The sequence below is a fragment of the Sulfurimonas sp. HSL3-7 genome (assembly GCF_039645985.1).
In the GTDB taxonomy this organism is placed as follows: Bacteria; Campylobacterota; Campylobacteria; order Campylobacterales; family Sulfurimonadaceae; genus Sulfonitrofixus; species Sulfonitrofixus jiaomeiensis.
In genome coordinates, this window is sequence record NZ_CP147919.1 from 247,113 (window position 1) to 271,862 (window position 24,750).

Annotated in this window: 26 protein-coding genes; 25 read left to right on the forward strand and 1 reads right to left on the reverse strand. The window is 45.9% G+C overall.

Annotated elements, in window-relative coordinates:
* Positions 1-3 precede the first annotated feature (3 nt).
* From WCY20_RS01225 to rd, 6 genes are all read left to right on the forward strand, one after another.
* Entirely contained in the window at positions 4-162 is a 159-nt protein-coding gene (locus WCY20_RS01225; RefSeq protein WP_345976418.1) for a hypothetical protein, read from the forward strand.
* Between the two features lie 36 nt (positions 163-198).
* Entirely contained in the window at positions 199-792 is a 594-nt protein-coding gene (locus WCY20_RS01230; protein WP_345976419.1) for a flavin reductase family protein, read from the forward strand.
* Entirely contained in the window at positions 789-1,508 is a 720-nt protein-coding gene (locus tag WCY20_RS01235) for a c-type cytochrome (protein ID WP_345976420.1), read from the forward strand. Before WCY20_RS01230 ends, WCY20_RS01235 begins: the two co-directional genes overlap by 4 nt.
* The gene (locus WCY20_RS01240; RefSeq protein ID WP_345976421.1) at positions 1,505-1,900 is read left to right on the forward strand and encodes a hypothetical protein; all 396 of its coding nucleotides are present in this window, start codon (positions 1,505-1,507) and stop codon (positions 1,898-1,900) included. Before WCY20_RS01235 ends, WCY20_RS01240 begins: the two co-directional genes overlap by 4 nt.
* Positions 1,901-2,220: 320 nt before the next feature.
* A complete protein-coding gene (locus WCY20_RS01245) occupies positions 2,221-2,973 on the forward strand; it encodes a sulfite exporter TauE/SafE family protein (protein ID WP_345976422.1) in 753 nt (250 codons plus the stop codon).
* 372 nt (positions 2,974-3,345) lie between these two features.
* Entirely contained in the window at positions 3,346-3,519 is a 174-nt protein-coding gene (gene rd, locus WCY20_RS01250) for a rubredoxin (protein ID WP_345978287.1), read from the forward strand.
* Positions 3,520-3,689: 170 nt separating this feature from the next.
* Here the strand turns inward: rd and WCY20_RS01255 are convergent, their stop codons facing one another.
* Positions 3,690-4,457: an undecaprenyl-diphosphate phosphatase gene (locus WCY20_RS01255; RefSeq protein ID WP_345976423.1), complete on the reverse strand. Its 768-nt coding sequence runs from the start codon at positions 4,455-4,457 to the stop codon at positions 3,690-3,692.
* 264 nt (positions 4,458-4,721) lie between these two features.
* Here WCY20_RS01255 and WCY20_RS01260 point away from each other — a divergent pair, with 264 nt between their 5' ends.
* The 19 genes from WCY20_RS01260 to WCY20_RS01350 all read left to right on the forward strand — a co-directional run bounded on the left by WCY20_RS01260 (position 4,722) and on the right by WCY20_RS01350 (position 24,738).
* Positions 4,722-5,843, forward strand: a complete 1,122-nt coding sequence (locus WCY20_RS01260) for an aminotransferase class V-fold PLP-dependent enzyme (RefSeq protein WP_345976424.1) — start codon at positions 4,722-4,724, stop codon at positions 5,841-5,843.
* On the forward strand, positions 5,840-6,682 hold the full coding sequence (locus tag WCY20_RS01265; protein ID WP_345976425.1) for an ATP phosphoribosyltransferase regulatory subunit: 843 nt from the start codon (positions 5,840-5,842) through the stop codon (positions 6,680-6,682). The genes WCY20_RS01260 and WCY20_RS01265 overlap by 4 nt, the downstream gene beginning before the upstream one ends.
* A gap of 3 nt (positions 6,683-6,685) precedes the next feature.
* Entirely contained in the window at positions 6,686-7,942 is a 1,257-nt protein-coding gene (locus tag WCY20_RS01270; protein ID WP_345976426.1) for an adenylosuccinate synthase, read from the forward strand.
* A gap of 193 nt (positions 7,943-8,135) precedes the next feature.
* Positions 8,136-8,687: a DUF507 family protein gene (locus tag WCY20_RS01275; protein WP_345976427.1), complete on the forward strand. Its 552-nt coding sequence runs from the start codon at positions 8,136-8,138 to the stop codon at positions 8,685-8,687.
* Positions 8,687-9,817: a glutamine-hydrolyzing carbamoyl-phosphate synthase small subunit gene (gene carA, locus WCY20_RS01280; RefSeq protein WP_345976429.1), complete on the forward strand. Its 1,131-nt coding sequence runs from the start codon at positions 8,687-8,689 to the stop codon at positions 9,815-9,817. Before WCY20_RS01275 ends, carA begins: the two co-directional genes overlap by 1 nt.
* Before the next feature lie 108 nt (positions 9,818-9,925).
* Entirely contained in the window at positions 9,926-10,807 is an 882-nt protein-coding gene (locus tag WCY20_RS01285; protein WP_345976431.1) for a sulfite exporter TauE/SafE family protein, read from the forward strand.
* Between the two features lie 261 nt (positions 10,808-11,068).
* A complete protein-coding gene (ccoN, locus tag WCY20_RS01290) occupies positions 11,069-12,550 on the forward strand; it encodes a cytochrome-c oxidase, cbb3-type subunit I (protein ID WP_345976433.1) in 1,482 nt (493 codons plus the stop codon).
* Positions 12,551-12,564: 14 nt separating this feature from the next.
* Positions 12,565-13,257 (forward strand): cytochrome-c oxidase, cbb3-type subunit II, encoded by a 693-nt coding sequence (gene ccoO / locus WCY20_RS01295; protein ID WP_345976435.1) that lies wholly within the window; start codon positions 12,565-12,567, stop codon positions 13,255-13,257.
* 13 nt (positions 13,258-13,270) lie between these two features.
* Positions 13,271-13,471 (forward strand): cytochrome c oxidase, cbb3-type, CcoQ subunit, encoded by a 201-nt coding sequence (locus tag WCY20_RS01300; protein ID WP_345976437.1) that lies wholly within the window; start codon positions 13,271-13,273, stop codon positions 13,469-13,471.
* Positions 13,472-13,480: 9 nt separating this feature from the next.
* Positions 13,481-14,395: a c-type cytochrome gene (locus WCY20_RS01305; RefSeq protein ID WP_345976439.1), complete on the forward strand. Its 915-nt coding sequence runs from the start codon at positions 13,481-13,483 to the stop codon at positions 14,393-14,395.
* A gap of 10 nt (positions 14,396-14,405) precedes the next feature.
* Entirely contained in the window at positions 14,406-14,621 is a 216-nt protein-coding gene (locus WCY20_RS01310) for a DUF4006 family protein (RefSeq protein ID WP_345976441.1), read from the forward strand.
* Positions 14,622-14,743: 122 nt separating this feature from the next.
* Positions 14,744-15,460: a 3-dehydroquinate dehydratase gene (locus WCY20_RS01315; protein WP_345976443.1), complete on the forward strand. Its 717-nt coding sequence runs from the start codon at positions 14,744-14,746 to the stop codon at positions 15,458-15,460.
* Positions 15,461-15,480: 20 nt separating this feature from the next.
* Positions 15,481-15,990: a FixH family protein gene (locus WCY20_RS01320; protein ID WP_345976445.1), complete on the forward strand. Its 510-nt coding sequence runs from the start codon at positions 15,481-15,483 to the stop codon at positions 15,988-15,990.
* A gap of 189 nt (positions 15,991-16,179) precedes the next feature.
* Positions 16,180-18,525 (forward strand): PD-(D/E)XK nuclease family protein, encoded by a 2,346-nt coding sequence (locus tag WCY20_RS01325; RefSeq protein ID WP_345976446.1) that lies wholly within the window; start codon positions 16,180-16,182, stop codon positions 18,523-18,525.
* Positions 18,526-18,793: 268 nt separating this feature from the next.
* Positions 18,794-21,523: a RecB-like helicase gene (locus WCY20_RS01330; protein WP_345976448.1), complete on the forward strand. Its 2,730-nt coding sequence runs from the start codon at positions 18,794-18,796 to the stop codon at positions 21,521-21,523.
* 106 nt (positions 21,524-21,629) lie between these two features.
* Entirely contained in the window at positions 21,630-22,232 is a 603-nt protein-coding gene (locus tag WCY20_RS01335) for a class I SAM-dependent methyltransferase (protein ID WP_345976449.1), read from the forward strand.
* Positions 22,233-22,351: 119 nt separating this feature from the next.
* Positions 22,352-22,774 carry a 50S ribosomal protein L13 gene (gene rplM, locus WCY20_RS01340; RefSeq protein ID WP_345976451.1) on the forward strand — a complete coding sequence of 141 codons (423 nt, stop codon included), beginning with the start codon at positions 22,352-22,354 and terminating at the stop codon, positions 22,772-22,774.
* Positions 22,775-22,784: 10 nt separating this feature from the next.
* Entirely contained in the window at positions 22,785-23,174 is a 390-nt protein-coding gene (gene rpsI, locus WCY20_RS01345) for a 30S ribosomal protein S9 (RefSeq protein ID WP_345976452.1), read from the forward strand.
* 184 nt (positions 23,175-23,358) lie between these two features.
* Positions 23,359-24,738 (forward strand): OprD family outer membrane porin, encoded by a 1,380-nt coding sequence (locus WCY20_RS01350; protein ID WP_345976454.1) that lies wholly within the window; start codon positions 23,359-23,361, stop codon positions 24,736-24,738.
* Positions 24,739-24,750: the final 12 nt, after the last annotated feature.

Here is a 24,750-nt window from a genome sequence, read left to right on the forward strand (position 1 = left end):
AAGATGGAACATCTATCAGGAATGATCTGGTACGCAACATGGCCTGTCATCATCTATATGTCATACAAGTTTGTTGAACTCAATCTGCGCCATTTTGCGAAGATGGAGCGTCTTGAAGAGCTTGAAGCGAAGTTCGAGAAGAACAAGGAAATGCAGGTATAGTTGTATTACTGCATTATTGAAGAAGGAGGATAGGGCATGTTGATCGATTACCGTAATAAAGCGCTGACACAGCGCTACCAGCTGATGGCACAGACGATTATCCCCAGACCTATAGCCTGGGTCGTTACGGAAAATGACGGGGTGGTGAACGTCGCGCCTTTCAGCTACTTCATGGGACTTTCATCCGAACCGGCGACGATGGTGATATCGGTCGGGCACAAAAGTGACGGCAGTGAAAAAGACACCCTGCGCAACCTGCGAGAGAGCAAAAAATGCACGATCTGCATGGTGGACGGCAAGCTTCTGGAGAAGATGCACTTCAGCTCCAAAGAGCTGGACGCTTCGTTGAGCGAAGCCGACGTTTTCAATATTCCTCTTACCCGTCCGTACGAGAATTTCCCGCCGATGGTCGAAGGGACCCCAAGCGCTTTTTTCTGTGAGTATTACCAGGAGTTCGAGCTTAAAGGTTCCAAGACCATACCGCTTGTCGTCGAGATCAAACAGCAGTATATCGACGATAGCTGTGTCAGTGACAGCGAAACGATGCATATCAGCTATGATGCGGTGGCCCGTGTCGGCAAATCGTATGCGATGATGAGCGAAGAGATAAAACCGCCGAAGATACCATGATGAAGATCTTTTTTAGAGTGTCGGTTGCGCTGAATCTGCTGCTGTTCGCCTTTGCAGGCTGCGCGCCGGAGAAGAAAAAACGCAATGATCTTGACGGCAAAGCTCTTTTAGAGAGCAAATGTGCCTCCTGCCACAACCTCGATATTCCGCCGGAAACGTATCCCGAAGAGAAAGCACCGCCGATGATGGCGGTGGCGTTTCACATCTACGACTTTATCGAGGTGGATACACCGGCAGAGAAGATCCCCGCGTCGATCGCTTTTGTGAAGGATTATGTTTTCAGCCCCTCTTACGAGAAGTCGTTCTGTGACAAGAAAAGCCTGGAGGATTACGGTCTGATGCCGTCGCAAAAAGGGAAACTGAGCGAAGCAGAGCTTGACGCTGTTGCCATCTACATGTTTGAACATTATAACCGGGAGAATTTTCTGCGGGTGATGAAAGAGAGACAGATCCTGCGGGATATGGATCCCGGTGAACGTGTCGCGCGAAAATATGGCTGCACCAGCTGTCATGGCGTAACACAGAAGAAGATGGGGCCTGCCTTACGTGCTATCGCCAAGCGCTACAAAGATGACGAAAAGCAGATCAAGAGAAGCATCCTTTCAGGCACCAAAGACAGATGGGAAGAAGCAAACCACGCGAGGATGCCTGCGTTTAAAACACTTAACGATGAAGAGCTTGACAGCGTGACAAGCTGGATATTGGAGCAGAAATGATGGGTAAAAGCATTTTGGCCGTCTTTGTATTGCTTTTTTCGATGACCGCAACAGCCGATGTCAACAAAGGCAAACGCTACTATATGAAAAGTTTCAAGCAGAAGTTCAAGATGAACGGGCTTGCGTTTACACAGCTGCATACCGCTGAGGAGTGGAGCGTGCTTTTCGAGGAGGAGGGTAAAGGGTTTATCAGCGAGTTTTCCCGGAAGTATCCCGAGCAAAAAGCCTTCCTTGAGGATCCGAAGCTTTGGAAAAAGCTGCAGCATGTCAGGGATTTTGCCATTGAGTATGCCAAGGATTCCGGCAATATACCCTCCTGCGGAGAAGATGAGGCGACAGAGACACCGATAGAGCTTGAACCTCAAGAGAGTTCGAGCGAAGCTCTGTTTTGAACGACGATGAGATTAAAGTATAAGTCTGTTTCATGAGTTTGCGGATTACACGGACCAGCTGCCGGATGAGCGCGGTCAACACCTATTGTTGCGGCTTGTCTCAAAGGGTGGTTCGCACACCGCGTTATGGGTTACTTAGAGATGATGGGATACAGTGATGTCTATGTCATTGATACCTCGATCGTCAATTTTATCGAAGCATATCACGCCCCCACCGAATAGATGAAAAGGAAAGGGTGAATTACCCTTTCTTTCTCTTCTTAACACTTATGTAACAATAGCATCTTATAATAATTATAATTTTAATCTGAGGTGAATTGATGGAATCAGTAGATCTATGGACAATATTTTTTGTGGCTCTTTTAGGCTCGGTTGGGCACTGTATCGGGATGTGCGGCGGCTTTGTCGTGGCCTATTCAACAGCGAAGATCGATCCAAACCGCACAAAGTTCTTTCAAAGTTTGGCACATACGCTCTACTCGGTGGGGCGTGTGGTCTCGTATATGTTGATCGGAGCGGTATTCGGTTATTTGGGTTCGGCGATCAATTTCTCCCTGGGTGCCAAAGGGGTGCTTTTTATCGTGATCGGTATTTTGATGGTGATCATCGCTTTTTCATTAAGCGGAAAGATAAAGTTTTTGACGGTGATCGAACACTCTATAGTGCAGACCCCGCTGTTCAAGAAACTCTTTCAGTCGGTCATCAAGTCAAAATCGTTGCCGAGTTTTTTTTACATGGGCGTGCTTAACGGTCTGATTCCCTGCGGCCTGGTCTACTTTTTCGCAACGGCCGCGATCGCTTCGGGTTCAGCGCTGATGGGAGCCGTGGTGATGGCCGTCTTCGGTCTGGCGACGGTGCCTGCACTTTTTATTTTGGGGATGGTGAGTACCTTTATCTCTCAAATGGCCTGGCGTAAACATGTTCTGAGCGCGGCAGCGGTACTGATCGCCCTGTATGGTATTTATACCGGGTATAAAGGCTACCTCATGATCAATCATCCCGAAATGATTAAAGAGAAGATGATGAAGATGAAACAGGATTTTAAAAGTGAGATTGAAAAGACGAAACAGTAGCAGGATATAGGGTTTTTGCAGCAAAATTTTCGGCATGAAATAAAATAATATAAAAATGTAGTATTTATAAGCTGTTTAAAAGATAATTGTATTTATAATTATTATAAGCATTCAGATGGGTGCTGTTATTAACAATTATATAATTAATAATTTTTTCCCTTTCTTTTCTTTCTTAGCTTTTTGGTGTGTTGGCGTTTTCATACTCCTTGTGCAACAACTTCCGACACACCTTGCATCAGCAAACTATTAACTTGCAGTTTTAATTATCCAGATAACTTTTAAATCAATAAATTATTTGCTACACTGTATATCTACTAAAAAGCATGTGACAACGTAATACATTAAGTGCGCATGAAAGGATAGAAGATGGAGATGCATAAAAGATATATCTGCACCGTTTGTGATTGGATCTATGATCCTGAAGTGGGGGATCCTGACGGGGGGATAGCACCGGGAACGGCTTTCGAAGATATTCCGGATGACTGGGTCTGCCCTGACTGCGGTGCCGGCAAAGAGGCGTTCGAAGAGCTCGAACAGTATAAATAAAATGCTTGCGGTTATTCAGGTCTTGAGACAAGCAGAAGCAGGGAAATCGACTTAGCCTTTAGAGGTGAAAATATGCCTAAGTTAAGCAGTGAGGGGATAGAAACAGGACAACTGGAAGACGCTCGTTAACAGGAGGTATGCATCCTAATGAAGTGGATAGAGTCTTTATACTACCCGTTAATAAGCAATAACACAATACCGAAAATAATGCGGTAGATACCGAAACTGACAAAGGTAAAACGCTGCAAAAAGACTAAAAAAAGCTTAATAGTAATGTATGCGACGACAAATGCGGTGACAAAGCCTGCGAGAAAGGCCGTCCAATTGGCATCAGCGAACTCATTGTAATGTTTGAGCAAATCATAGCCGCTTACGGCTCCCATTACCGGAATCGCTAGTAAAAAGGAGAACTCGGCACTTGTCTTACGGTTTATCTTCAGCATAAGACCGCCTATGATGGTGGCTCCGGCACGGCTTGTGCCCGGAATAAGTGAAAAGACCTGTGCGACACCGACGAAAAAAGCCTGTTTGTAACTGACGTTTTCGACTTCGCTGGTGTGGCTCATTTCCTCTTTATAGAACTTCTCGACGATCAGAAAGATGATCCCGCCTACGATGAACATGATCGCGACGACCTCGACGGAGAAAAGGGCTTTGATCTGGTCTTTGAAGAGGTAGCCGACAATAGCCAGCGGCAAAAAGGCGATGAAAAGTTTTTGCCACAGTTCGACCTTGGCAAGTGTCATTTTTTCACGGTAGAGCAGCATCACCGCCAGGATGGCGGCAAACTGGATGATCACCTCATAGGCTTTGGTCAGACTGTCTTGAGAGACACCCAAATATTTACTGGCAACGATCATGTGCCCGGTTGAAGAGATAGGTAAGAATTCGGTAAAACCTTCGATTATACCGATGATGATGGCTTGAAAAATGTCCAAGTAAATTCCTGATTATATATAGATGCGAGCAGGCTGTCTGAAAGAAGCAAAAACCTGCTTGTTTTGTTTTAGCATTGTAACATTTCGGTGCTAAATTGATTAGATTTGAATTGTCGATGTATTTGCTATCGATGAAGCCCTTTTTTCATTTACAGCTAAAGGGTTATAGGCTATAATACGCGGTTTGAAAAAATATTAGGTATAAATATCATTTGAGGACCTCTGTTTCAGGGTTTTTAGATGATGTTTATTTAAGGAAATGATATGTTGCTTTTTACTCCAGGACCGACCCCCGTACCGGAATTTGCCCGTGTAGCGATGGCAGGAGAAACCCTTCATCACCGTACACCGGAATTCGAAGCGATCTTTGCCGATGCGCGTAAACTGCTTTTTAAGCTTTTTAATACAGACGAAGTGATCATGCTCGCTTCGTCAGGTACAGGCGCGATGGAAGCGGCTGTTGTCAATCTCTGCTCGGACACGCTTCTGAGTATTAACTCCGGAAAGTTCGGCGAGCGTTTTGGAAAGATCGCGGTTGCAAGCGGTTTGAAGAACATTGAGATCAAAAACGAATGGCATACACCGGCATCGGTAGCGGAGGTCGTCGAGGCACTCAAGGCCAACCCGCAGATCGATGCACTGGCGATTCAGATCTCTGAATCGGCCGGCGGGCTGCGTCATAATGTCGAAGAGATCGCAGCGGCAGCTAAAGCGATCAATCCGAACATCATGGTCATCGCCGACGGTATTACGGCAGTGGGCGTCGAGCGTATCGATGTGACGAACATAGACTGTCTGATCGCAGGGAGCCAAAAAGCGTTGATGCTGCCACCGGGACTGGCGATCCTTGGCCTGAGCAACGCGGCCGTTGAGAAAATCGGTAGTGGAAAGGGTTACTACCTCAATCTCGCTTCCGAGATCAAAAAGCAGTCGCAGAACACAACGGCCTATACAGCGGCTACGACACTTATTATCGGACTTCGCTCTGTGCTTCAGCACATTGAAGACAATGGCGGCTTGGAGAAGCTATATGCGGATACGGAAAAACGTGCAACTGCCGTATTGGCGGCACTCAAAGCCGTTGGGCTTCATGTCTATCCGACCTCGCCGGCGCGTTCGATGACAACGATTGATGATGAAAATGCATCTGAGATCCGTAACCTGCTCAAAAATGAGTTCGGTGTCAATGTGGCAGGCGGGCAGGATCACCTTAAAGGCAAGATCTTCAGAATCAACCAAATGGGACTGATCGAACCGTATGAGATCGTCTGGGTTGTCAATGCCGTTGAACTGGCACTTCAGAAACTCGGACGCAGAGACTTTGACGGCACGGCGAGCCGTGTGTTCAATGAGACCTATTTTTCGTTAAAGCAGACAAATAAATGATATTTGAACACGAGATTCCGGAAGGCTCCAAACTCTATTTCGGCGATTCGGCAAAGCGCAAGCGCGAGATCGAACAGGTGGCGAGCGAGGTTCTTTACAAAGAGGGCTTTGAAGAGATCGTTTCACCGCTCTTTTCCTACCATCAGCATGAATCTATTTCTGATACGAAAAAACTGGTGCGAATCAACGACAAGCAGAACAACAAAATGAGCCTGCGCGCCGATTCGACCATCGACGTGGTACGTATTATCACGAAACGCCTTGGTCGTAACACGACGCATCGCAAATGGTTCTATATTCAGCCCATCTACCACTACCCTTCGGTGGAACAGTATCAGGTAGGGGCAGAGATCATCGGTGAGAGTGACTTGAGTACAGTGCTCAACCAGTCTGTTGAAATATTCAACCGTTTGAATGTGGAGCCATTGCTTCAGATTTCAAATATCGCTATTCCGAAAAAGTTATCAAAACTTTTGAACATTGATCTTGATGATTTTCGCCATATCAATATTCAGAAGTTTCTGGCACTCGATATTGACTGGCTGACCAAACTCGTTTACCTGCAGCATCCGGAAGATGTTGACAGTGTTATCGAGGTTGTACCGGACGAGATCAGAGAAGAGCTTTTAAAGATGAAAGAGATGTGCGGGAAGATCGCATACAAAAACAAGGTGATTGCACCGCTTTACTATGCGAAGATGCTCTATTATGATGAACTCTTTTTTAGAGTGATCGAGGGCAACGAGATCTACGCGCGCGGCGGTCGATACGTCAATGATGACGTAACATCGGTAGGTTTCGCCATCTACACAGACACATTAATAGAAGCAAATAAGTAAGGAATGAGAATGAAAGCAGATTTGATCGTAGGGATCCAATGGGGCGATGAAGGCAAGGGAAAGATCGTTGATGCGCTTGCCGGAAAATATGACATGGTTTGTAGAAGCCAGGGCGGGCACAACGCAGGTCATACGATCTGGGTAGACGGTGTAAAATATGCACTGCACCTTATTCCTTCAGGCGTACTGAACCCGAAAGCGGTCAATGTTGTCGGTAACGGCGTTGTGCTTTCGCCTGAATCGATCATCAAAGAGATGGAACAGTTTGACGGGCTTGAAGGTCGTCTTTATATCTCGGACAAAGCACACTTGAACCTGAGTTATCACGCGCTTATCGACCAGGCCAAAGAGCGTCTAAAAGGGGATAAAGCGATCGGTACGACCGGAAAAGGTATCGGTCCGGCCTACTCAGACAAGATCAATCGTACCGGTTTCAGAGTCGGTGAGCTTCTTGACCCTGCTAAGCTATGCCAAGGGATTTTGGGCTATTTTGAGCAAAACCGTGCGATCTTTGAGGTGCTTGACATAGCGATACCTGAAGAAGCGGCACTCTTGGCAGAGCTTGAAGGGTACAAAGCGAAGCTGGCGCCGTTTATTACGGATACGACGCAGATGGTATGGAAAGCGCTTGACGAAGAGAATAAAAAAGTACTGCTTGAGGGTGCGCAGGGAACGTTGCTTGACATCGACCATGGTACCTACCCGTATGTCACATCATCTTCAACGGTCAGCGCAGGAGCCTGTACGGGTCTGGGTATCAATCCCAAAGATATCGGTAAAGTGATCGGTATTGTCAAAGCGTACTGTACCCGTGTCGGCAACGGACCTTTCCCGAGTGAAGATTTCGGTGATGACGGCAAACGCCTCGGTGAACAGGGCCACGAGTTCGGAACAACGACAGGGCGCGCCAGACGATGTGGATGGTTCGACGCTGTTGCTACCCGACATGCATGCCGTTTGAACGGTGTGGACGAGCTTGCCCTTATGAAACTGGACGTCCTGGACGGGTTCGACGAAGTGAAGGTCTGTGTCGCGTACAACTACAACGGCGAAGAGATCAATTACATGCCGGCTGACCTTGAAAACGTCACACCTGTTTATAAAACATTTAAAGGGTGGACAGGCTCTGTCGGTGTGCGTGAATTTGACAAATTGCCGCAGGATGCACAGGATTTTGTTACGACGATCAAAGAGATCTCTAAAACGAAAGTCGGCATTATCTCGACTTCACCGGAACGCGAAGACACCATACACCTTTAAATTCCAGTTTCAGTGCATCTTGCACCGGAGTTCACCTCTCTAAGCACAGCAGTGCGCTATCGGGTTCACATCCGATACAAGCTACACTAAATCTAAAATTTCAGTTCTTTCTATACTGTTTTTTGTCTCTTCCTTTTACCTCTTTCTAACCAAAAATAGAGTAAAATCCAAAAAAATATTATGAGGTCTTCGTATGAAAGTAACACTCTCACATGTTCCACGCATTGCACAAAGAATCGCTATCGAACTCAACAAAAGTGGTCTAGTTACGATGACCAGAGGTCTTGACCCTGTCGCACATGAGGCAGAGAAGATCCTTGAAGAGAGTGTAAAAAAAGAACATGCACTTGAAGAGCGTGTCAATGAGATGCTTGCTGAGAACGAGGACAATATTGAGGATATGTTGGCAGATGAACGCCAGCTTTTCTTCATGATCAAGAAAAAACTGGCACCGGAATATGGCGTTATTCTCTCTTATGAAGAGCGTTATTCGGATCTTTCGCATAAGATTCTGGATGAACTGTATGAAGAAGATCTAATCAATTACGAAGTGACAGAAAACCGTATTAAAAATGTTATCTACAATGCAATTACGGGTTATATCGCAAGTAACGATGAGATTGATGATGCCGTGATGGAGAAGATCCGGTCATACAAACGCCGTATTATCCCCGGCACAGAAGAGTTTGATATTATTCATGAAAAGCTCTATAACGAAGAATTACAAAAAAGAGGACTTGCCTAATGAAACCAGTTTGGATCTATCTTGAAAACGGTACTTTTTTGGAAGCGTCATCATTTGGTGCTGAGACAACGCTCGTTGGCGAGATCGTTTTCAACACATCAATGAGCGGCTATCAGGAGATCATGTCTGACCCATCTTATGCAGGGCAGTTTGTCACCTTTACAGCGCCGGAGATAGGTAATGTCGGTGTCAACGATGAAGATATGGAGTCGAAAGCAGCGCATGCGAAAGGGATGATTGTCCGTCAATATCAAGACCGTTATTCCAATTTCCGTGCAGAAGATTCTTTGGCAAATTTCCTGAAAAAGCACAATGTTATGGGTATCAGCGATATCGATACACGTTACCTGACCAAGATGCTTCGTTCTGAAGGCGCAATGATGATGGTCGCTTCGACTGAGATCGACGACAAAGAGGAGCTGAAAAAAGTTCTTGAGACTTCTCCGCGTATCGAAGAGGTCAATTATATTAAAGAGGTCAGTACTAAAGAGGCGTATGTTCACAAGAACGGTACGTACGATGCCATTGGATTCAAATATAATGAAGCGCCTGAGGTGCAAGCAAAAATCGTTGCAATTGATTTTGGCGTCAAACGCAATATTTTAAATGAACTGACACAGGCGGGACTGGAAGTCGAAGTCGTGCCGAATACATTTGATGCCGATGAACTGATCACACGTGTTAAGAACAAAGAGATCGACGGTGTCTTCTTGTCAAACGGACCGGGCGATCCCCTGGTATTGAAAGAAGAACAGGCCCAAATCAAAAAACTGATCGCAGCGAAAGTGCCGATGTTCGGTATCTGTTTGGGACATCAACTGCTTTCGATCTCGCATGGCTATGATACCTACAAACTCAAATTCGGACACCATGGCGGCAATCATCCTGTTAAAAATATCAAATCTGGCATGGTGGAGATTACAGCGCAGAACCACAACTACAATGTTCCTGAGAACATTACGGAGATTGCGGAAGTCACACATACCAATCTCTTTGACAGCACGATCGAAGGGCTTCGTTACAACGATGCTCCGATCTTTTCGGTACAGCACCACCCCGAATCAAGCCCCGGACCGAAAGAGAGCCGCTATATCTTCGGCGAGTTTTTAAGCCTTTTAAAACAGGCGTAGACTGTCAAGAAAGATTTTTCTTTCTGACGATATAATTAACACTAATGTAACACTCCTGCGCTAAAATTTTTATTCAAAGCGTAAGAAAGCACTCTTTTTAGGACCTCCATGAACGGTATTGAGTTCACTGCCATAATCACATTTGCACTGCTCGGTTCGATCGGCCACTGCATCGGTATGTGCGGTGGTTTCATTGTGACCTATACGACAGCCAAGATCAAACCGGAACAAGACAAGTTTACCCAATCGACCTATCATCTTTTTTACAATTTCGGACGTGTCGTAACCTACACAGTCCTGGGTGCTCTTTTTGGTTATTTCGGTTCGCTCTGGGACATTTCGCCTTTGGCAAGGGCCATTATGTTCGCTGTTGCCGGTGTTATGATGATCCTGATGGGATTCTCATTTGCCGGAAAGCTGAAGTTTCTGACATCGATCGAATACCCGATTACAAGACAACCCTGGTTTAAAAAGATATTTACCTCCCAGCTGACATCGGCTAAACCCAGCAGTTTCTTTACTCTGGGACTGTTGAACGGCCTGTTTCCATGCGGGCTTGTTTATACGATGCTTGTGACGGCAACGACCACGCAGTCGGCACTGTGGGGTGCGATCGTTATGGCGATATTCGGCATCTTTACGATCCCTGCGCTCTTCAGTTTCGCTTTTGCCGTCGGTCTATTCTCACAAACACGTTTTCGTTCGTTAATGATACAGTTCGCCGCGATCACTATTATCGTCTTCGGCGGATGGACGCTGATGAAAGCCTATATGCAGTTTGACTACTGGAACAACACCCCTCGCGAGCAGCAGCTCAAGGATGCGCAAGAGATGGGTAAGTGCGGTGCCGGCAAGTGCGGTGCCGGCAAGTGCGGCATGGGCAAATGCGGTGCAAAACCGGTAGAAAACAATGCGCCTGAATCGCTTAAGGATGACGTGATGAAATGTGGTGCCGGCAAGTGCGGCAGCGGTAAATGCGGCGGAAATTGAGTAAAAACTGCTGATCAAAAAGTGTCTACTTTGAGGTGAATAGCTGCTAAAAAGCCATATTTTAAGCCATTTCTGTGAGATGGTGTTTCTTTTTTTCCCATTACACTTAATTACTACTTAAATATATTATATAAATCGAATAACATTGCCATAAGCCCATCCTTTAAGAATTATCAAACAAAATAATCGTTATTATCATAGCGTCTAAAAACCCTTTTTCTTAAAGGGTTCTTACGCTTTGAATTTTTTAGGAGGCTGTAAATGGAGAATCGTCCTTTAGAGTATGATTACACTGTTGCGAAGATGTTTATGCTTACGACTGTGTTGCTCGGAATTGTCGGTATGCTTATCGGTGTTATTCTGGCATGGGAACTTGCCTTTCCAAGTGTTAACACACTGTTGGGCAGTGGAGTAGCGGAGTATACAAACTTCTCTCGTCTGCGTCCGTTGCATACGGATGCAGTAATTTTTGGTTTTACCGTGAGCGGGATTTTCGCTACATGGTATTATGTGGGACAACGTGTTCTGAAAGTGTCAATGGCGGAATCGTCGTTCTTGATGTTCATGGCTAAACTTCAGTTTTGGATCTACCTGTTGACAGTTGTTGCTGTTGTCGTATCTCTTTTGCTGGGCATTACTACGTCGAAAGAGTATGCCGAGTTTGAATGGCCGATCGATATCGCGATTGTTGTCGTATGGGTACTATGGGGTATTAATATGTTCGGTTTGATCGGTATCCGCCGTGAAAAATCGCTCTATATCTCTATCTGGTACTACATTGCTACATTCCTAGGTGTTGCTATGCTTTACCTGTTTAACAACATGGAAGTTCCAACAATGTTCTTATCTGGTGGTCTTGGCGCATGGTGGCACTCTGTATCTATGTATGCAGGTACGAATGACGCACTTGTTCAATGGTGGTATGGTCACAATGCGGTTGCGTTCGGTTTCACCGTGCCAATCGTTGCAATGATCTACTACTTTCTGCCAAAAGAGTCTGGTCAGGCTGTATTCTCATACAAGCTTTCTCTCCTCTCTTTCTGGGGTCTGATGTTTGTTTACCTTTGGGCCGGTGGTCACCACCTTCTTTTCTCAACGGTACCGGACTGGATGCAGACAATGGGTTCAGTATTCTCTGTAGTATTGATCCTTCCGTCTTGGGGTTCTGCGATCAACATGCTTCTTACAATGAAGGGTGAGTGGCAACAAGTTGCGTCATCTCCATTGATCAAGTTCATGGTATTGGCATCGACATTCTATATGTTCTCTACGCTTGAAGGTCCTATCCAGGCGATCAAATCGGTAAATGCTATCGCACACTTTACAGACTGGATCGTTGGTCACGTACATGATGGTGTTCTTGGTTGGGTTGCATTCATGATTATGGCGGCACTTTTCCACATGGCTCCACGTGTATTTAAACGTGAGATCTACTCTAAGTCATTAATGAATACACAATTCTGGATTCAGACGCTTGGTGTTGTTCTTTACTTTACTTCTATGTGGATTGCGGGTATTACCCAAGGTATGATGTGGCGTGCGCACGATGAGTTCGGTAACCTTGCTTACTCATTCATCGATACAGTAAACGTACTTCACCCATACTACACAATCCGTGCAGTTGGTGGTACACTTTACCTAATCGGTATGTTCTTGTTTGCATGGAACATGTATAAAACTATGACTGCTGGTCGTCGTGTTGAAGAAAATGAACTTCAAAACGCTTCACCTATGGCAGCGTAAGGAAAGGGGATAATATGTTTCATTGGTTAGAAAAACACCCGTTCTTTTTCTCGGTTGGTGTATTTGTAGTTATCGCGTTTGCCGGTCTCATTGAGATCGTGCCAAACTTTGCGCAGGCATCACGTCCTGTCATCGGTACCAAACCGTATACAACACTTGAGTTGGCTGGTCGTCATGTTTACATTAAAAACTCATGTAATGCATGTCACTCACAGCTTATCCGTCCGTTTAAAGCAGAGACAGACCGTTACGGTGATTACTCTCTAAGCGGTGAGTACGCTTATGATCGTCCATTCCTATGGGGTTCAAAACGTACCGGTCCGGATCTTATGCGTGTTGGTAACTACCGTACAACGGACTGGCATGAAAATCACATGAAAGATCCTGCAGCGGTTGTTCCAGGAACTGTCATGCCGGCGTACCCTTGGATGTTTACAAACGAATCAGATATCGAGACAGCATATGCTGAACAACTGACTGTTAAAAATGTCTTCTCTGTTCCTTATAACAAAGAACTACCGATGAAAGACGGCTCTAGCGCAGTAGTTAAGCTTGCAGAGACTCTTGAAGGTGCGCAAGCGTCTGCTCTTGAAGAGGCGAAACTGATCGCTGCAGACATGAAAGACAAAAGTGTTCAAGATGCAGTTGCTGCCGGTAAGATCCCAGAGATCGTAGCACTGATCGCTTATTTGAACAGCTTGAAGTAAGGAGGGTCATTCAGTGGATATTGAAACTTTACAGGCGTACGGTTATTTCTTCTTTACCGTTTTTTTGGTAGTAGTGCTTTATGCGTATATCTACCATCTCTATACGGCTAAGAAAAAGCATGGCCGTGATTATGAAGAGTTAAGCAATATGGCACTGCGTGATGATATTACCGATGAACCGGTAAACAAAGTCTCGGATGAGACAGAAAAGTAGGAGTCAAATATGAATAAGTTAACCTTAGCGGGTATTATTACTGTCATTCTGATGCTCGGTGCAACTTATCTTGCAATCGATCCGAAACACGGACTTGGCGGCGATATAGTTAACATGCTTGCGGTTGCGGGTGCGGTTGCGCTTGTAATCATTACAGTATTTGTTGTAATCAAGTATGTTCGTCAAATGCAGACAGATACTGCTTCTGGTAAATTGGCAGATGAGAACTGGGACGGAATCGGCGAGTACAAAAATGAACTGCCGGCTGGTTGGGCATTTCTGTTTCTAGGCACGATTGTTTGGGCAATGTGGTACTTTATCGCAGGATATCCTGTAAATGCCTACTCTCAGATCGGTGAGTACAATGAAGACGTTGCCGTTCTGAATGCAAAGTTTGAAGCAGAACATGCTAACTTGGATGCTGAGACCTTGGTAGAGATGGGTGAATCTGTATTTTTGGTACAGTGTGCTCCATGTCACGGTCTTAAAGCAGACGGTATCGATGGCAAAGCAGCTGACCTGAACAAACGTATCTCGAAAGAGAGTGTACTTCATGTTATAATGAATGGTGCAAACAACCTGAAAACTGATTTCCCTGGCGGTATGCCGATGGGTCTTAACTACTCGTTTGCCAGCGAAGCTGAGTTGAACAAGCTGGTTGATTACGTGGTTGCAGGTCTGCCGGAGAGCGATACTGAAGGTGCGGCACTTTTCCAACAGGGTACATGTAACTCTTGTCATGGTGAAAGAGGCGAAGGTATGGCTTTTGCAGGACCGAAAATCAACGGTTTCGACGTACCGACAGTTTCATCTGTTCTTAAAGACGGTAAAAAAGGTGTTATCGGTGCAATGCCGGCATTTACCAACTTGACAGATGTTCAAACTCAAGCAGTTAGTGCTTACGTTACTAGCTTAAGCAAATAAGGGGTCCATTATGAATGAAAACAGAGGTGTATTCGTTTTAGATGGTATTACAGGGATGCTTATCGCAACAGTGCTGTTGCTGAGTATTCTTGCCGGTTTAACTGTGGCTGCTATCGGTGCACAGAACAGAAACGCCAACAACTTCTATGATATTGAAGATGCGAAGTCGATCAAAATGATCGATACGACATCAGCATCTCATATGGTTGACGTTAAAGTTAAATAAGGAGTTTATGATGATTCAATACATGGACAAAATTCTTACAATTGGTTTGATCATCGCGGCAGCATACACACTGTATGCCGTTGTGACTCCAAATCACCTGTTTATCGGCTAGGGTTACTTAGTTGTGTAAATCACGAGGGCTAGCGGCCCTCATTCTCACTCTTCTTCTTTCCAATACCCTTTTTGCAGAGTATCTATACAAAGACGATGTTGTTCAAAGAGACAGTTTTACAGAAGAGATCGACAAGATCGGTAGTGAACTGTATGAAAAGACAGGTGTTTCCCTTTATCTTGTTATGGTTCGAGACCTGGATGAAAACCAGAGTATTGCCGGTTATGAGTTGGCACTTGCAAAAGAGTTGCCGCAGCCGGCTGTGATATTAAGCTTTGTGGAGCTTAAAAAGCAGGTGCAGATATTGGCCAGTCCCACATCACTTTACAATGATTTTGACAAAGAGAAGGTGCTAAGCCCCAATGCAACCTTTATCGGTGCCGTCGTCTCTTCCATTATGTTTGCCCGTAGTTTTGATGACATCAAAGAGTTTATGAGCAACTACGGTGGTGTTATCCTTCCTGTCTTGGCAGAGAGGGCAAAGGGGGACGACATTGTCAATAAGTATGCCGTTGCGATGTTTAACGGCTATTCCGAGATCGCGGAGCAGATAGCAGGCTCGTACGGCGTTGAACTTGAGAGTGCAGCAGGTAATGAAAATAAAATGGCTATTGATGTCATTCGTTTAATCTTTTATGGTGTACTTCTACTCTTTGTATTAAAATACATTAGAGGAAAGTTCTTTAGTTCTCGTTCTAAAGTAGATGAAGAAAACAGTGAAAAATAGTCTGATACAAGTAGGAAAATATGAGTAAGAAGTCACAAGGTAAGGTCTGGCCTTACGCGATCGTTTTATCGATCTTGGGGATTGTCGCTGCTTCAGTGATGACTGTCGTCGTAGCCGTGCAGCACCCTGTAGAGATGAGTGATATGGATATGCAGAACTATCACCATTATGATGCCAACGCCAATGATATCATTGCCGCTCAAATCGCTTTTGACAAAAAATATTCTATCGTTTATGCCAGTCAAGAGCTTAACCAGGATAATGCGGTCGTCATTTACAAGGTCACTGACAAAGAGGGTATGAGTGTAAACGATGCGAAAATAAATATTGTCCTGACAAGACCGGACAACCGCAACAGCGATATCGTTATGGATACACCGGCAATTGAGAACGGTCTTTATGTTTTCAACGCCGGAAAGCTTCCATTGACGGGACGCTGGAATATCATGGCTCACATCGTTGTAAACGGGTATGAACGCTATTACAGTCTAAAAGCAGACACGCGTTATCCTAACGTGTTTGAGTACTGACCCGGGTTCACGCGACTTTCTTTCGCTTTGGACTGTCATCAATGTAAACATTATGGCAGTCTAAAAGACGACTCATCCGGGTCTAACGCTTTTCATTCCTTTTACACTCCCCATACACTCTTCTGTCAAGAAAACAGACCTATTTCTATAAATTGACTATAATTCTTTATAAGAAAACCAAGGTAATAAATGTCTCTTAAAACCACCATCCTTCCTACTTCACGTGCTATCCGGTCACAGATCTTGAAAGAACAGTCTCACGACGGGTTTCTCTCCAACTATCTGACAATAGGCGAATTTTTGCAGCGGGCAATACATGTGAAAGGTTATCACCGAATAGACGAGGACACAAGGACGCTTCTTTTGCTCGAAGCGGCGGATTTTAAGAACTTCGCAACGCTGAACATTGAGAGGAACTTTTTTACTTTTACACAAAATGCGAGCTATCTGTTTCGTTTTTATGAAGAGTTGAGCGGTGAACTGGTCGATATAGGAAGTTTGGAATATGCCGATACCTACGGGGATTATGAAGAGCACATAACGATCCTTCAAGAGCTCCACAGGCGTTATAGAGATCTCTGCGAAGAGAAGAAGATACTGGATCCGATCTTTCTGCCGCAGCACTACAAACTCAATGAAAATTATCTGAAAACGCTTGGCGAAGTGGAGCTTTATGCCCTTGGATACCTGACAAACTTTGAGTTGGAAGTATTAACCTCATGTGCCGAGATCATCCCTCTTTTCCTACGTTTCCGTGCCAATGAGTTTAATGTAAAACTGACAAACAAGTTCGTAAAGATCGGCGTCCCAGTGGTAAAGAACAGTTCACAGCGCATTAACCTGCAGACCATGGCAGTTGATGATGTCCGGCCTAATAACGAAGAGATCAATGCCACGGTAGAGAGCTTTTCACAGTCACTATTGCAAGTCGGGTTTATAAAACAGAAGGTCTACGCCCTCATTAAAGAGGGGGTGGCGCCCGAGAAGATCGTTGTGGTACTGCCCGATGAGAGCTTTGCGCAGCATCTGCGCCGTTTTGATACGGAGGGGAACTTTAACTTTGCTATGGGCATTCCACTTTCGCAAAGTATCTTTGTCGAAAGTCTTGACGCGGTGATGCAGTATATGGAGAACGCTACGGTTGAAAACAGGGCCCGGCTGAATCGTATCGGAGTAGAACTGCTTGAGGGCTTGTATGCAAACTACCGTTCCGCTGTCTCCGGTCTGGACTTTTCGGCTCTGATGGAGCCGTTTTTAGAGAAAGAGCATGACCAGGCGGTGATCGATATTGTACGTGAAGAGCTCTACTATTTTGAGAAGATCCTGCCCTTCTTGCAAGAGTCGCCTTTGAAGTCCGCCCTGCATCTCTTTGCCAACCGGCTGAGGGCAAAGTCCATTGACGATGTACGCGGCGGCAAGATCACGGTGATGGGGGTATTGGAGACCCGTTTGGTGGAGTACGAAGGGGTCATTGTCGTGAACTTCAATGAGGGCGTCGTCCCGCGTAAAAGCGAAAAAGATCTTTTTTTAAACTCGACTACAAGACACAATGCAGGTCTGCCGACGACCAGCGAGAGGGAAGACCTGCAAAAGCTCTATTACCACTCGCTTTTCGCCCAGGCTTCCAAAGTGATGATCGCGTATGTCAGTTCAAGCGATTCCGTCCCCTCGCGGTTTTTGACACAGCTTGGACTAGAATTGGGAGGCGGACAACAAGATGAGTATTACGCCCCAGTCGTCATGCCGGTTCAGTTCCATGAAAAAAGGCCACTCACCCCGATAGAGGGGGAGTATGACTTTACCAAACATTCTCTTTCAGCGACAGGCCTAAAGACCTTTCTGACCTGTAAACGCAAGTTTTATCATAAGTATGTCGAAGGCATCAAAAACCATGAAATCGCCCAGGATATGCCGAAAGAACATGAGGTCGGAACGGCCCTGCATGAGGCATTGAAAATTGTCTATGAAGGGCAAAACAGTTTCAGTGACATCGCAGAACTGAGAAAAGCAGTGGCGAAGGCTCTGGAGAGCTGCAGCGGCAAAAGTGTACTGGACAAATACTTGCACAAACTCTGGATGAAACGTCTGGAACCGTTTTTTGAACGCGAGATCGAGCGTTTCAGGGAGACACGTGTCCACGCCTGTGAGAAGAAGCTGGAGACCGAGGCGAGGGGAATCAAACTGGCCGGGGTAGTCGATCGTATCGATATGACGGTGGACGGCCTGGAAGTATTGGACTATAAAAGCGGCAAGTATATGACCTACACACTAAAGACGCTTGAGGGCGCAAAAGATTTTCAGCTGGAGTTCTACTTTCTGCTAGCGAGCACATTGGGTGAGGTCAATAATTGCGGCTTTTACGACCTTAATAACGGGAAGATCGTCTATGAACCGGTCTTGAACGAAAAACTGGAAAAACTCTACAGTGTCCTGGATGAACTGCGGGAGACCAAACATTTTGATTTCCAGATGACAGAGAAGCTGAGTGACTGCAGCTACTGTGAATACGCCTACCTCTGCCAAAGGGGAGGGTGAAGCCTTTGTATACAGATCATATACTCAGCAGTTGTGAGAGCGTTTTAATCAAGGCAGATGCTCTTCAGCATAGCCATAGCTACGTTGAAGGTTGTCTAACGCGGAGTAAAGCGCTCTCACAACTGCCCTTTGGGAGGGAAAATAAGAGGCAATCTTGCTTCACTTTTCTTTTCAACTTAGTCACAACTAGGTCTTCAAATAAAACTAAAACAATCTTACCTCTTATTTTTCCTCTGAGCGGTATGATCTGTACACAAAGGTTTCACTAATGTCTGAGTTTATCCCTTTTCACGCGTATGAGGCTAGTGCCGGTGCGGGCAAGACGTTCTCCCTGGTCGTACGCTACCTCTCGCTGCTGTTTATGGGGGAAGATGCCGACAAGATTCTGGCTCTGACCTTTACCAACAAAGCGGCCAACGAGATGCAGGAGAGGATCGTCGAGACATTGATGTACTTTCAGGAACGTGATGAACGTTTTGAGGTGGCCCGTGTCACCGGTATCGATGTGGAGACACTCCTGACGCTGCGTCAAGAGGTCTTGGCGCAGTTTTTGAAGTCCGATGCCAAGGTGATGACGATCGACAAGTTCTTTGCCAAGATTTTGCGCAAGTTCTCCCTGCATGCGGGGTTGATGCCGACCTTCTCGACTTTTGCATCACAGCATGAGATCAAGATCCTGGCCCGGTTCCTGACCTTGGCCAATGTTAAAGGAAAGGAGAGTGAACTGATTGCACTTTCCACCATGGCCTCGAAACGTCTTTCGGACATCTTCGGGCTGCTTAACGAGCTCTACGCAAAACGCAAAGAGCTGAAAAGTCAGAAATTTCAGCAGCGTGATTATATTAGCATTGAGAATGAGATCATGCGTAACTTCTCGAGTCTGCAGAGCATGGTTTTTGCTTCCAATATGTCCGACGGTGCCAAAAAGACAATGCAGTGTGAGAGCGTTGACGATATCCTTTCCAAAGCGTGGATCGAGAAAGACACCCTGGAGTATTGGCAGTACAAAAAAGGCTTTTCTCCGGAGATGGATGAACGTCTTCATACGATTCAGATCCTGCTCCCAGACTACATGAAAGCCAAAGAGGCACAGTTCTTTCACTCTCTTATGGCGCTTCTGGATATCTATGAAGAGGCGAAGATGATGGTGGCGAAAGAGGAGAGTGAACTCTCTTTTGATGACATTACCAACCTGGTCTACACTCTTCTGAAAGAGCGTGTAGACAGCGCGTTCTTATATTTCAGACTCGATGCGAAGATCGCCCATGTGCTGCTCGACGAGTTTCAGGATACTTCCGTTGTACAGTTTGACATACTCAAGCCGATCATCGACGAGATCGCCTCCGGAAAGGGCATTAACGAGCGCAGTTCACTTTTTATCGTCGGGGATGTAAAACAGTCCATCTACCGTTTCCGAGGCGGGACCAAAGAGCTTTTCTACCACGTCACCGGCAAATACGGTGTGACAGTGGAGAACCTGCTGACAAACTATCGCAGCGATGCCAACGTGGTCGGTTTTGTGAATACGGTCTTTGAAAACAAGATTAGGAACTATAAGCCGCAACTGGTGCGCGACAAGGCCGGGGAAGGGTATGTCGAAGTCATCAACAACGATGATGCTTTGGCGGGAATGGCGGAGAAGGTCCTCGCTCTGATAGAGAAGGGGGCCGATCCGGACAGTATCGCTGTCTTGACACAGACAAACCGCGACGGTACAGAAGTCGAAGCACTTTTACGGGAATTAGGCATTGATGTCGTGACGGAGACGACGTCTCTTTTGATCAACCAAAAAAACATTCGTGCTCTGATAGAGTATTTGAAGTACTCCTATTTCAACGAGAACATCTACGCCCGTAATTTCTTTGCCCTTTTGGAGCTGGAGGTTGGAACGTTAAAGCCGTGCAATATCAATGCGTCCGACCTTGCCGACGAATTGTTGACGGTGATAGATGAATACAGGCTTTTTGACGGTGACCTGAACCTTCTGCTCTTTTTACAGCTGCTAAGCAATTACAGCGACATTGAGCAGTTCCTATTTGAGTACGAGCGTCTTGACGCTACAGCGGCACAGGCAGACCTGCATGGTGTCCGGGTATTGACGGTGCATAAATCGAAAGGTCTGGAATTTGAAAATGTCATTGTCATGGACAGACTGGGACGGGCGAAAGCCGATACAAGTACGATCATCTATCAATATGAGGGGATCACGCTTCAAAAGATCTATCTGCGAATGAAAAAACGGGCCAGCTTTGATCTGGGGTACGCTCAAGCCTTGGAAGATGAGGAACGTTTGAATCACGAGGATGCAATGCATGCCCTGTACGTCGCCTTTACCCGTGCTCGTAACCGGCTTTACATCATACAAAAGTCAAAAGAGTCCAAATTTGACATCTTGGCGCTGGAGGAGCAGATATGGGGCGAAGAAAAGATCGAACAACGGGGTGTTGCAGTACAAGCGGAGAGTAAGCCCTTTGCCTATGAAGCGTGCAACTACGGTCAACAGAGTGAGATCATCAAAGAGGAGAACGAGGAGGAGGATAAAGACCAGCACGCCATCGAGTTCGGTCTTGCGCTGCACTATACGATGGAAATGATGGGCGGTTTTGATGCCGGTGCCATTGAAGAAGCGGTCAGTGTTGCCATGAACCGTTACGGTGCCTATCTTAGCGAAGCTGATTTTGTCAGTATCCAAAGACGGATCAGCCATCTTGTGAAGGATGATACATTCAAGGCACTCAGCAGTGGTATAGTCACGAAAGAACGTGCCATTAGCTACAAGGGCGAACTGCGTTATATCGATCTTTTGGTACAGCATGAGGATGGATGGGTCGTTATGGATTACAAGTCTGCCAAAGGCCACAGTGAGCAGTATAACAAACAGGTCAGTTTCTATAAACAGGCGATTGCAAGCATTACCAAAGAGAAGGTGTCCGGATATCTTATCTATATGCTTGAAGAGGGGTGTGAGATCGTCGAAGTGCAGGGTGACGCCAGATAGAGGTGCGGCTTGGACAAACATAAGAGAATATCGGTTGGCGGCTGGACTTATCTGCCCGTCAGCCGAACTGTCGCATACTTTCATCAGAGATTACGAGGAGAAGAGGATGACAGAACGTTTTGACAAAGCCGCCAAAGAATGGGATAAAAGCGATAAGCGTACGCAGCTGGCACGTAATATCGGCAGTGGCATCGTAGAACATGTCGAACTGACACCGGAGATGCATCTGATGGACTTCGGTGCGGGTACGGGACTGCTGGCCGAACATGTGGTCCCGCGGGTCGCCAGGGTCTCTGCCGTCGATATTTCGCAGGGGATGCTCGATGAATTGGTCGTCAAACCTTCGCTGCAGGGGAAGGTGGCAGCCTACTGCCAAAACATTCTGCATGAGCCTCTCGAAGATGACTTTGACGGCATCGTTAGCGCGATGGCGCTGCATCATGTCGAAGATACCGACGAGATACTGAAAGTCTTCTATGACCACATAAAACCCGGTGGTTTTGTTGCGCTTGCCGATTTGGACAAAGAGGACGGAACCTTCCACAGCGACGGCAACGATGGGGTGTTCCACTTCGGGTTTGAGCGCGAGGAGTTCCGCTCGAAACTTGAGTCGGCCGGCTTTAAGAATATACATTTCTATACGGTGCACACCTTCGAAAAAGAGAACAGCCGGACCTACGACGTTTTTCTGGCGACAGCCTATAAATAGTATCTGTCGAGATTGCATAGAGTAAAAACGCTCAAAATTCTTATAAAAACCTTAATTTAAGTACTAATTAAGGTTATTCCCCTATACTTCCGCTATCAAAAAATTATAAAGGGTGCAATATGAAATTTACAAAAATTGCAACACCTGAGCAGATTAAACAAGATTGGATCTTGATCGATGCTGAAGGTAAAACTTTCGGTCGTCTAATCACTGAGGTTGCAACACACCTTCGTGGTAAAAACAAACCGTACTATACGCCGAACGTTGACTGTGGTGATTACGTTGTAATCGTCAACGCTTCTAAAGCAAAATTCAACGGTGCAGGCAAGCTTGCAAACAAAGAGTACTTCTCTCACAGTGGTTACTTCGGTTCTACTAAGAGCGTTAAGATGACAGATCTTCTGGAAAACAACCCGGAAAAACTGTTCAAACTTGCAACACGCGGTATGCTTCCAAAAACGAAGCTTGGTCGTGCAATGTTGAAAAAATTAAAAGTTTACGCTGGTGCTGAGCATCCTCACACTGCGCAAATTTCTAAGTAAGGATTGATAGATGTCAAAAATCTACGCAACTGGACGTCGTAAATCGTCTATCGCTAAAGTATGGTTAACACCAGGTACAGGTAACATCACAATCAACGGTCTTTCACTAGACGCATGGTTGGGTGGTCTTGAAGCGAAAAAACTTCGTGTTAAACAACCGTTGGCTCTTACCAAACAAGAGACTTCTGTTGATATCGTAGCCGTTACTCTTGGTGGCGGTTTCGGTGGTCAAGCAGACGCCCTTCGTCACGGTATCTCTCGCGCACTTGTCAAATTTGACGACTCATTCCGTGCGATCTTGAAACCAGAAGGCATGATGACCCGTGATTCACGTGTTGTTGAACGTAAGAAACCAGGTAAGCGCAAAGCACGCCGTTCTCCTCAGTTCTCTAAACGTTAATCGTTTCTTTACAGTGCCTTTTGGCGCTGTTTCCCCTTCTCCTCCAAATTTCCAACATTTTCAACTTTACGCTTTTTTATCTTTTTTAATAATATTTGCTTCATTTTTTATTCAATATATTTGATTATTGTGTTTTGATGTATTCAGATAAAATACATGTATAAGTTTTTATGCAAGGTGTTAAATGAAAAAAACGATCATCTTATCCGGATTGTTGGCCGCAACACTTTACGGTGCAGAGTCACTGGACTCATGGTTCAGCGAGGGCAAAGCACACGGTAATATCAAATACTATTTTATTGAGACCAATAAAGAGCACAGTGCTTCAGGTCTGGAGAGCAGTGCCTATGCCAATTCCGTCGGCGGTCAGCTGGGCTATATAACCGGAAGCCTCTACGGTTTCACTCTCGGTGCGACCTTTATGACGACCAACCCCTTCGCGTTACCGGACAGTGTCGATACCTCGATTATCGGTCGTGACAATGCCGTTCAGAAGGGTCTGCCTGCAGGTGATCCGGTAGCGCAGGAGGGTTTTTCGGTTTTAGGCGAAGCCTATCTTGACTACCAATATCAGGGCGTAGATGTCTGGTACGGTCGTAAGACCATAAAAACCCCGTTGGTCAATGCCAAAGAGGTCAGAATGTTGCCTTCGACTATTGAAGGGGGCGACTTTTCATACGCGTTCGAAAACGGCATCAAGATCGGCGGCGGTTATCTGGACAAGTTCAAGCAGCGAACCTCAAGTCGGTTTGTCAATATTGTCGAGCATGCGCTTGGCGATAAGACCGAAGAGATCACCGGTCACAGAAGCGGAAATGTCCTCCCTTCCTATTTCGAGTGGCATGATGCGCATCATGCTGTCCGCCTCTACGACTATTACTCCAAAGACTTTATGAACACGACCTATTTCGATGCGGTGCATAACCATCAGGTCAATGAAGCGCTCTCTTGGACGGCTGCTGTTCAGGGAATGCACCAGCACGGTGTCGGCTATTCTCGTGGCGCTATGGACGCAGACACAGCGGCTTACGGCGGTAAGATCAATAGCCGTTTTTTCGGTTTGAAAGCGGGTGTGAACTATCATGAAAGTTCATTCCTGGTGGCATACACTAACGTACTGGGTTCCCGTTCAAACGAGCACAACTCGCTTGTTATGCCGTGGGACGGTACGCCGCTCTTTACCGACATGATCACCTCGAACGACCTCTTTACCTCCAACTACGGAAAAGGTCTGACAAGCAGCGGCGGCTATATTGCGGGGACATCCGGTTATAAAGCGGCATACACCCAGAAGTATGACTTTACAGGCGTCAAGGGTTTCAAATCTGTTTTGTCATATGCTTATTATGACAACAGCAACTTTACCGATGCACAGCAGGACATCAACCTTGTCCTGGCATACGGCATCGGCAAGTTTGACCTGGCCCTCAAAGGGATCTGGGTCAGCAATAATGCCGGCAACACCGCTGCCGACGCCGATATAAAAGCCGGCGATGCAGGTGCATCGATCTCTCAGATCGACAAACTGACACAGTATCGTGTCATTGCAAACTACAAATTTTAAAAAAGGAACCAT

What these genes read in the sequence shown, in the direction of transcription:
- WCY20_RS01270 (WP_345976426.1), top strand. Translation starts at nt 6,686, where the DNA reads ATGAGAATGAAAGCAGATTTGATCGTAGGGATCCAATGGGGCGATGAA.
- rpsI (WP_345976452.1), top strand. Translation starts at nt 22,785, where the DNA reads ATGTCAAAAATCTACGCAACTGGACGTCGTAAATCGTCTATCGCTAAA.
- WCY20_RS01320 (WP_345976445.1), top strand. Translation starts at nt 15,481, where the DNA reads ATGAGTAAGAAGTCACAAGGTAAGGTCTGGCCTTACGCGATCGTTTTA.
- WCY20_RS01325 (WP_345976446.1), top strand. Translation starts at nt 16,180, where the DNA reads ATGTCTCTTAAAACCACCATCCTTCCTACTTCACGTGCTATCCGGTCA.
- WCY20_RS01230 (WP_345976419.1), top strand. Translation starts at nt 199, where the DNA reads ATGTTGATCGATTACCGTAATAAAGCGCTGACACAGCGCTACCAGCTG.
- WCY20_RS01260 (WP_345976424.1), top strand. Translation starts at nt 4,722, where the DNA reads ATGTTGCTTTTTACTCCAGGACCGACCCCCGTACCGGAATTTGCCCGT.
- WCY20_RS01350 (WP_345976454.1), top strand. Translation starts at nt 23,359, where the DNA reads ATGAAAAAAACGATCATCTTATCCGGATTGTTGGCCGCAACACTTTAC.
- WCY20_RS01235 (WP_345976420.1), top strand. Translation starts at nt 789, where the DNA reads ATGATGAAGATCTTTTTTAGAGTGTCGGTTGCGCTGAATCTGCTGCTG.
- WCY20_RS01335 (WP_345976449.1), top strand. Translation starts at nt 21,630, where the DNA reads ATGACAGAACGTTTTGACAAAGCCGCCAAAGAATGGGATAAAAGCGAT.
- rd (WP_345978287.1), top strand. Translation starts at nt 3,346, where the DNA reads ATGCATAAAAGATATATCTGCACCGTTTGTGATTGGATCTATGATCCT.
- WCY20_RS01245 (WP_345976422.1), top strand. Translation starts at nt 2,221, where the DNA reads ATGGAATCAGTAGATCTATGGACAATATTTTTTGTGGCTCTTTTAGGC.
- ccoN (WP_345976433.1), top strand. Translation starts at nt 11,069, where the DNA reads ATGGAGAATCGTCCTTTAGAGTATGATTACACTGTTGCGAAGATGTTT.
- WCY20_RS01265 (WP_345976425.1), top strand. Translation starts at nt 5,840, where the DNA reads ATGATATTTGAACACGAGATTCCGGAAGGCTCCAAACTCTATTTCGGC.
- WCY20_RS01330 (WP_345976448.1), top strand. Translation starts at nt 18,794, where the DNA reads ATGTCTGAGTTTATCCCTTTTCACGCGTATGAGGCTAGTGCCGGTGCG.
- carA (WP_345976429.1), top strand. Translation starts at nt 8,687, where the DNA reads ATGAAACCAGTTTGGATCTATCTTGAAAACGGTACTTTTTTGGAAGCG.
- WCY20_RS01275 (WP_345976427.1), top strand. Translation starts at nt 8,136, where the DNA reads ATGAAAGTAACACTCTCACATGTTCCACGCATTGCACAAAGAATCGCT.
- WCY20_RS01240 (WP_345976421.1), top strand. Translation starts at nt 1,505, where the DNA reads ATGATGGGTAAAAGCATTTTGGCCGTCTTTGTATTGCTTTTTTCGATG.
- WCY20_RS01310 (WP_345976441.1), top strand. Translation starts at nt 14,406, where the DNA reads ATGAATGAAAACAGAGGTGTATTCGTTTTAGATGGTATTACAGGGATG.
- WCY20_RS01305 (WP_345976439.1), top strand. Translation starts at nt 13,481, where the DNA reads ATGAATAAGTTAACCTTAGCGGGTATTATTACTGTCATTCTGATGCTC.
- ccoO (WP_345976435.1), top strand. Translation starts at nt 12,565, where the DNA reads ATGTTTCATTGGTTAGAAAAACACCCGTTCTTTTTCTCGGTTGGTGTA.
- WCY20_RS01285 (WP_345976431.1), top strand. Translation starts at nt 9,926, where the DNA reads ATGAACGGTATTGAGTTCACTGCCATAATCACATTTGCACTGCTCGGT.
- WCY20_RS01225 (WP_345976418.1), top strand. Translation starts at nt 4, where the DNA reads ATGGAACATCTATCAGGAATGATCTGGTACGCAACATGGCCTGTCATC.
- rplM (WP_345976451.1), top strand. Translation starts at nt 22,352, where the DNA reads ATGAAATTTACAAAAATTGCAACACCTGAGCAGATTAAACAAGATTGG.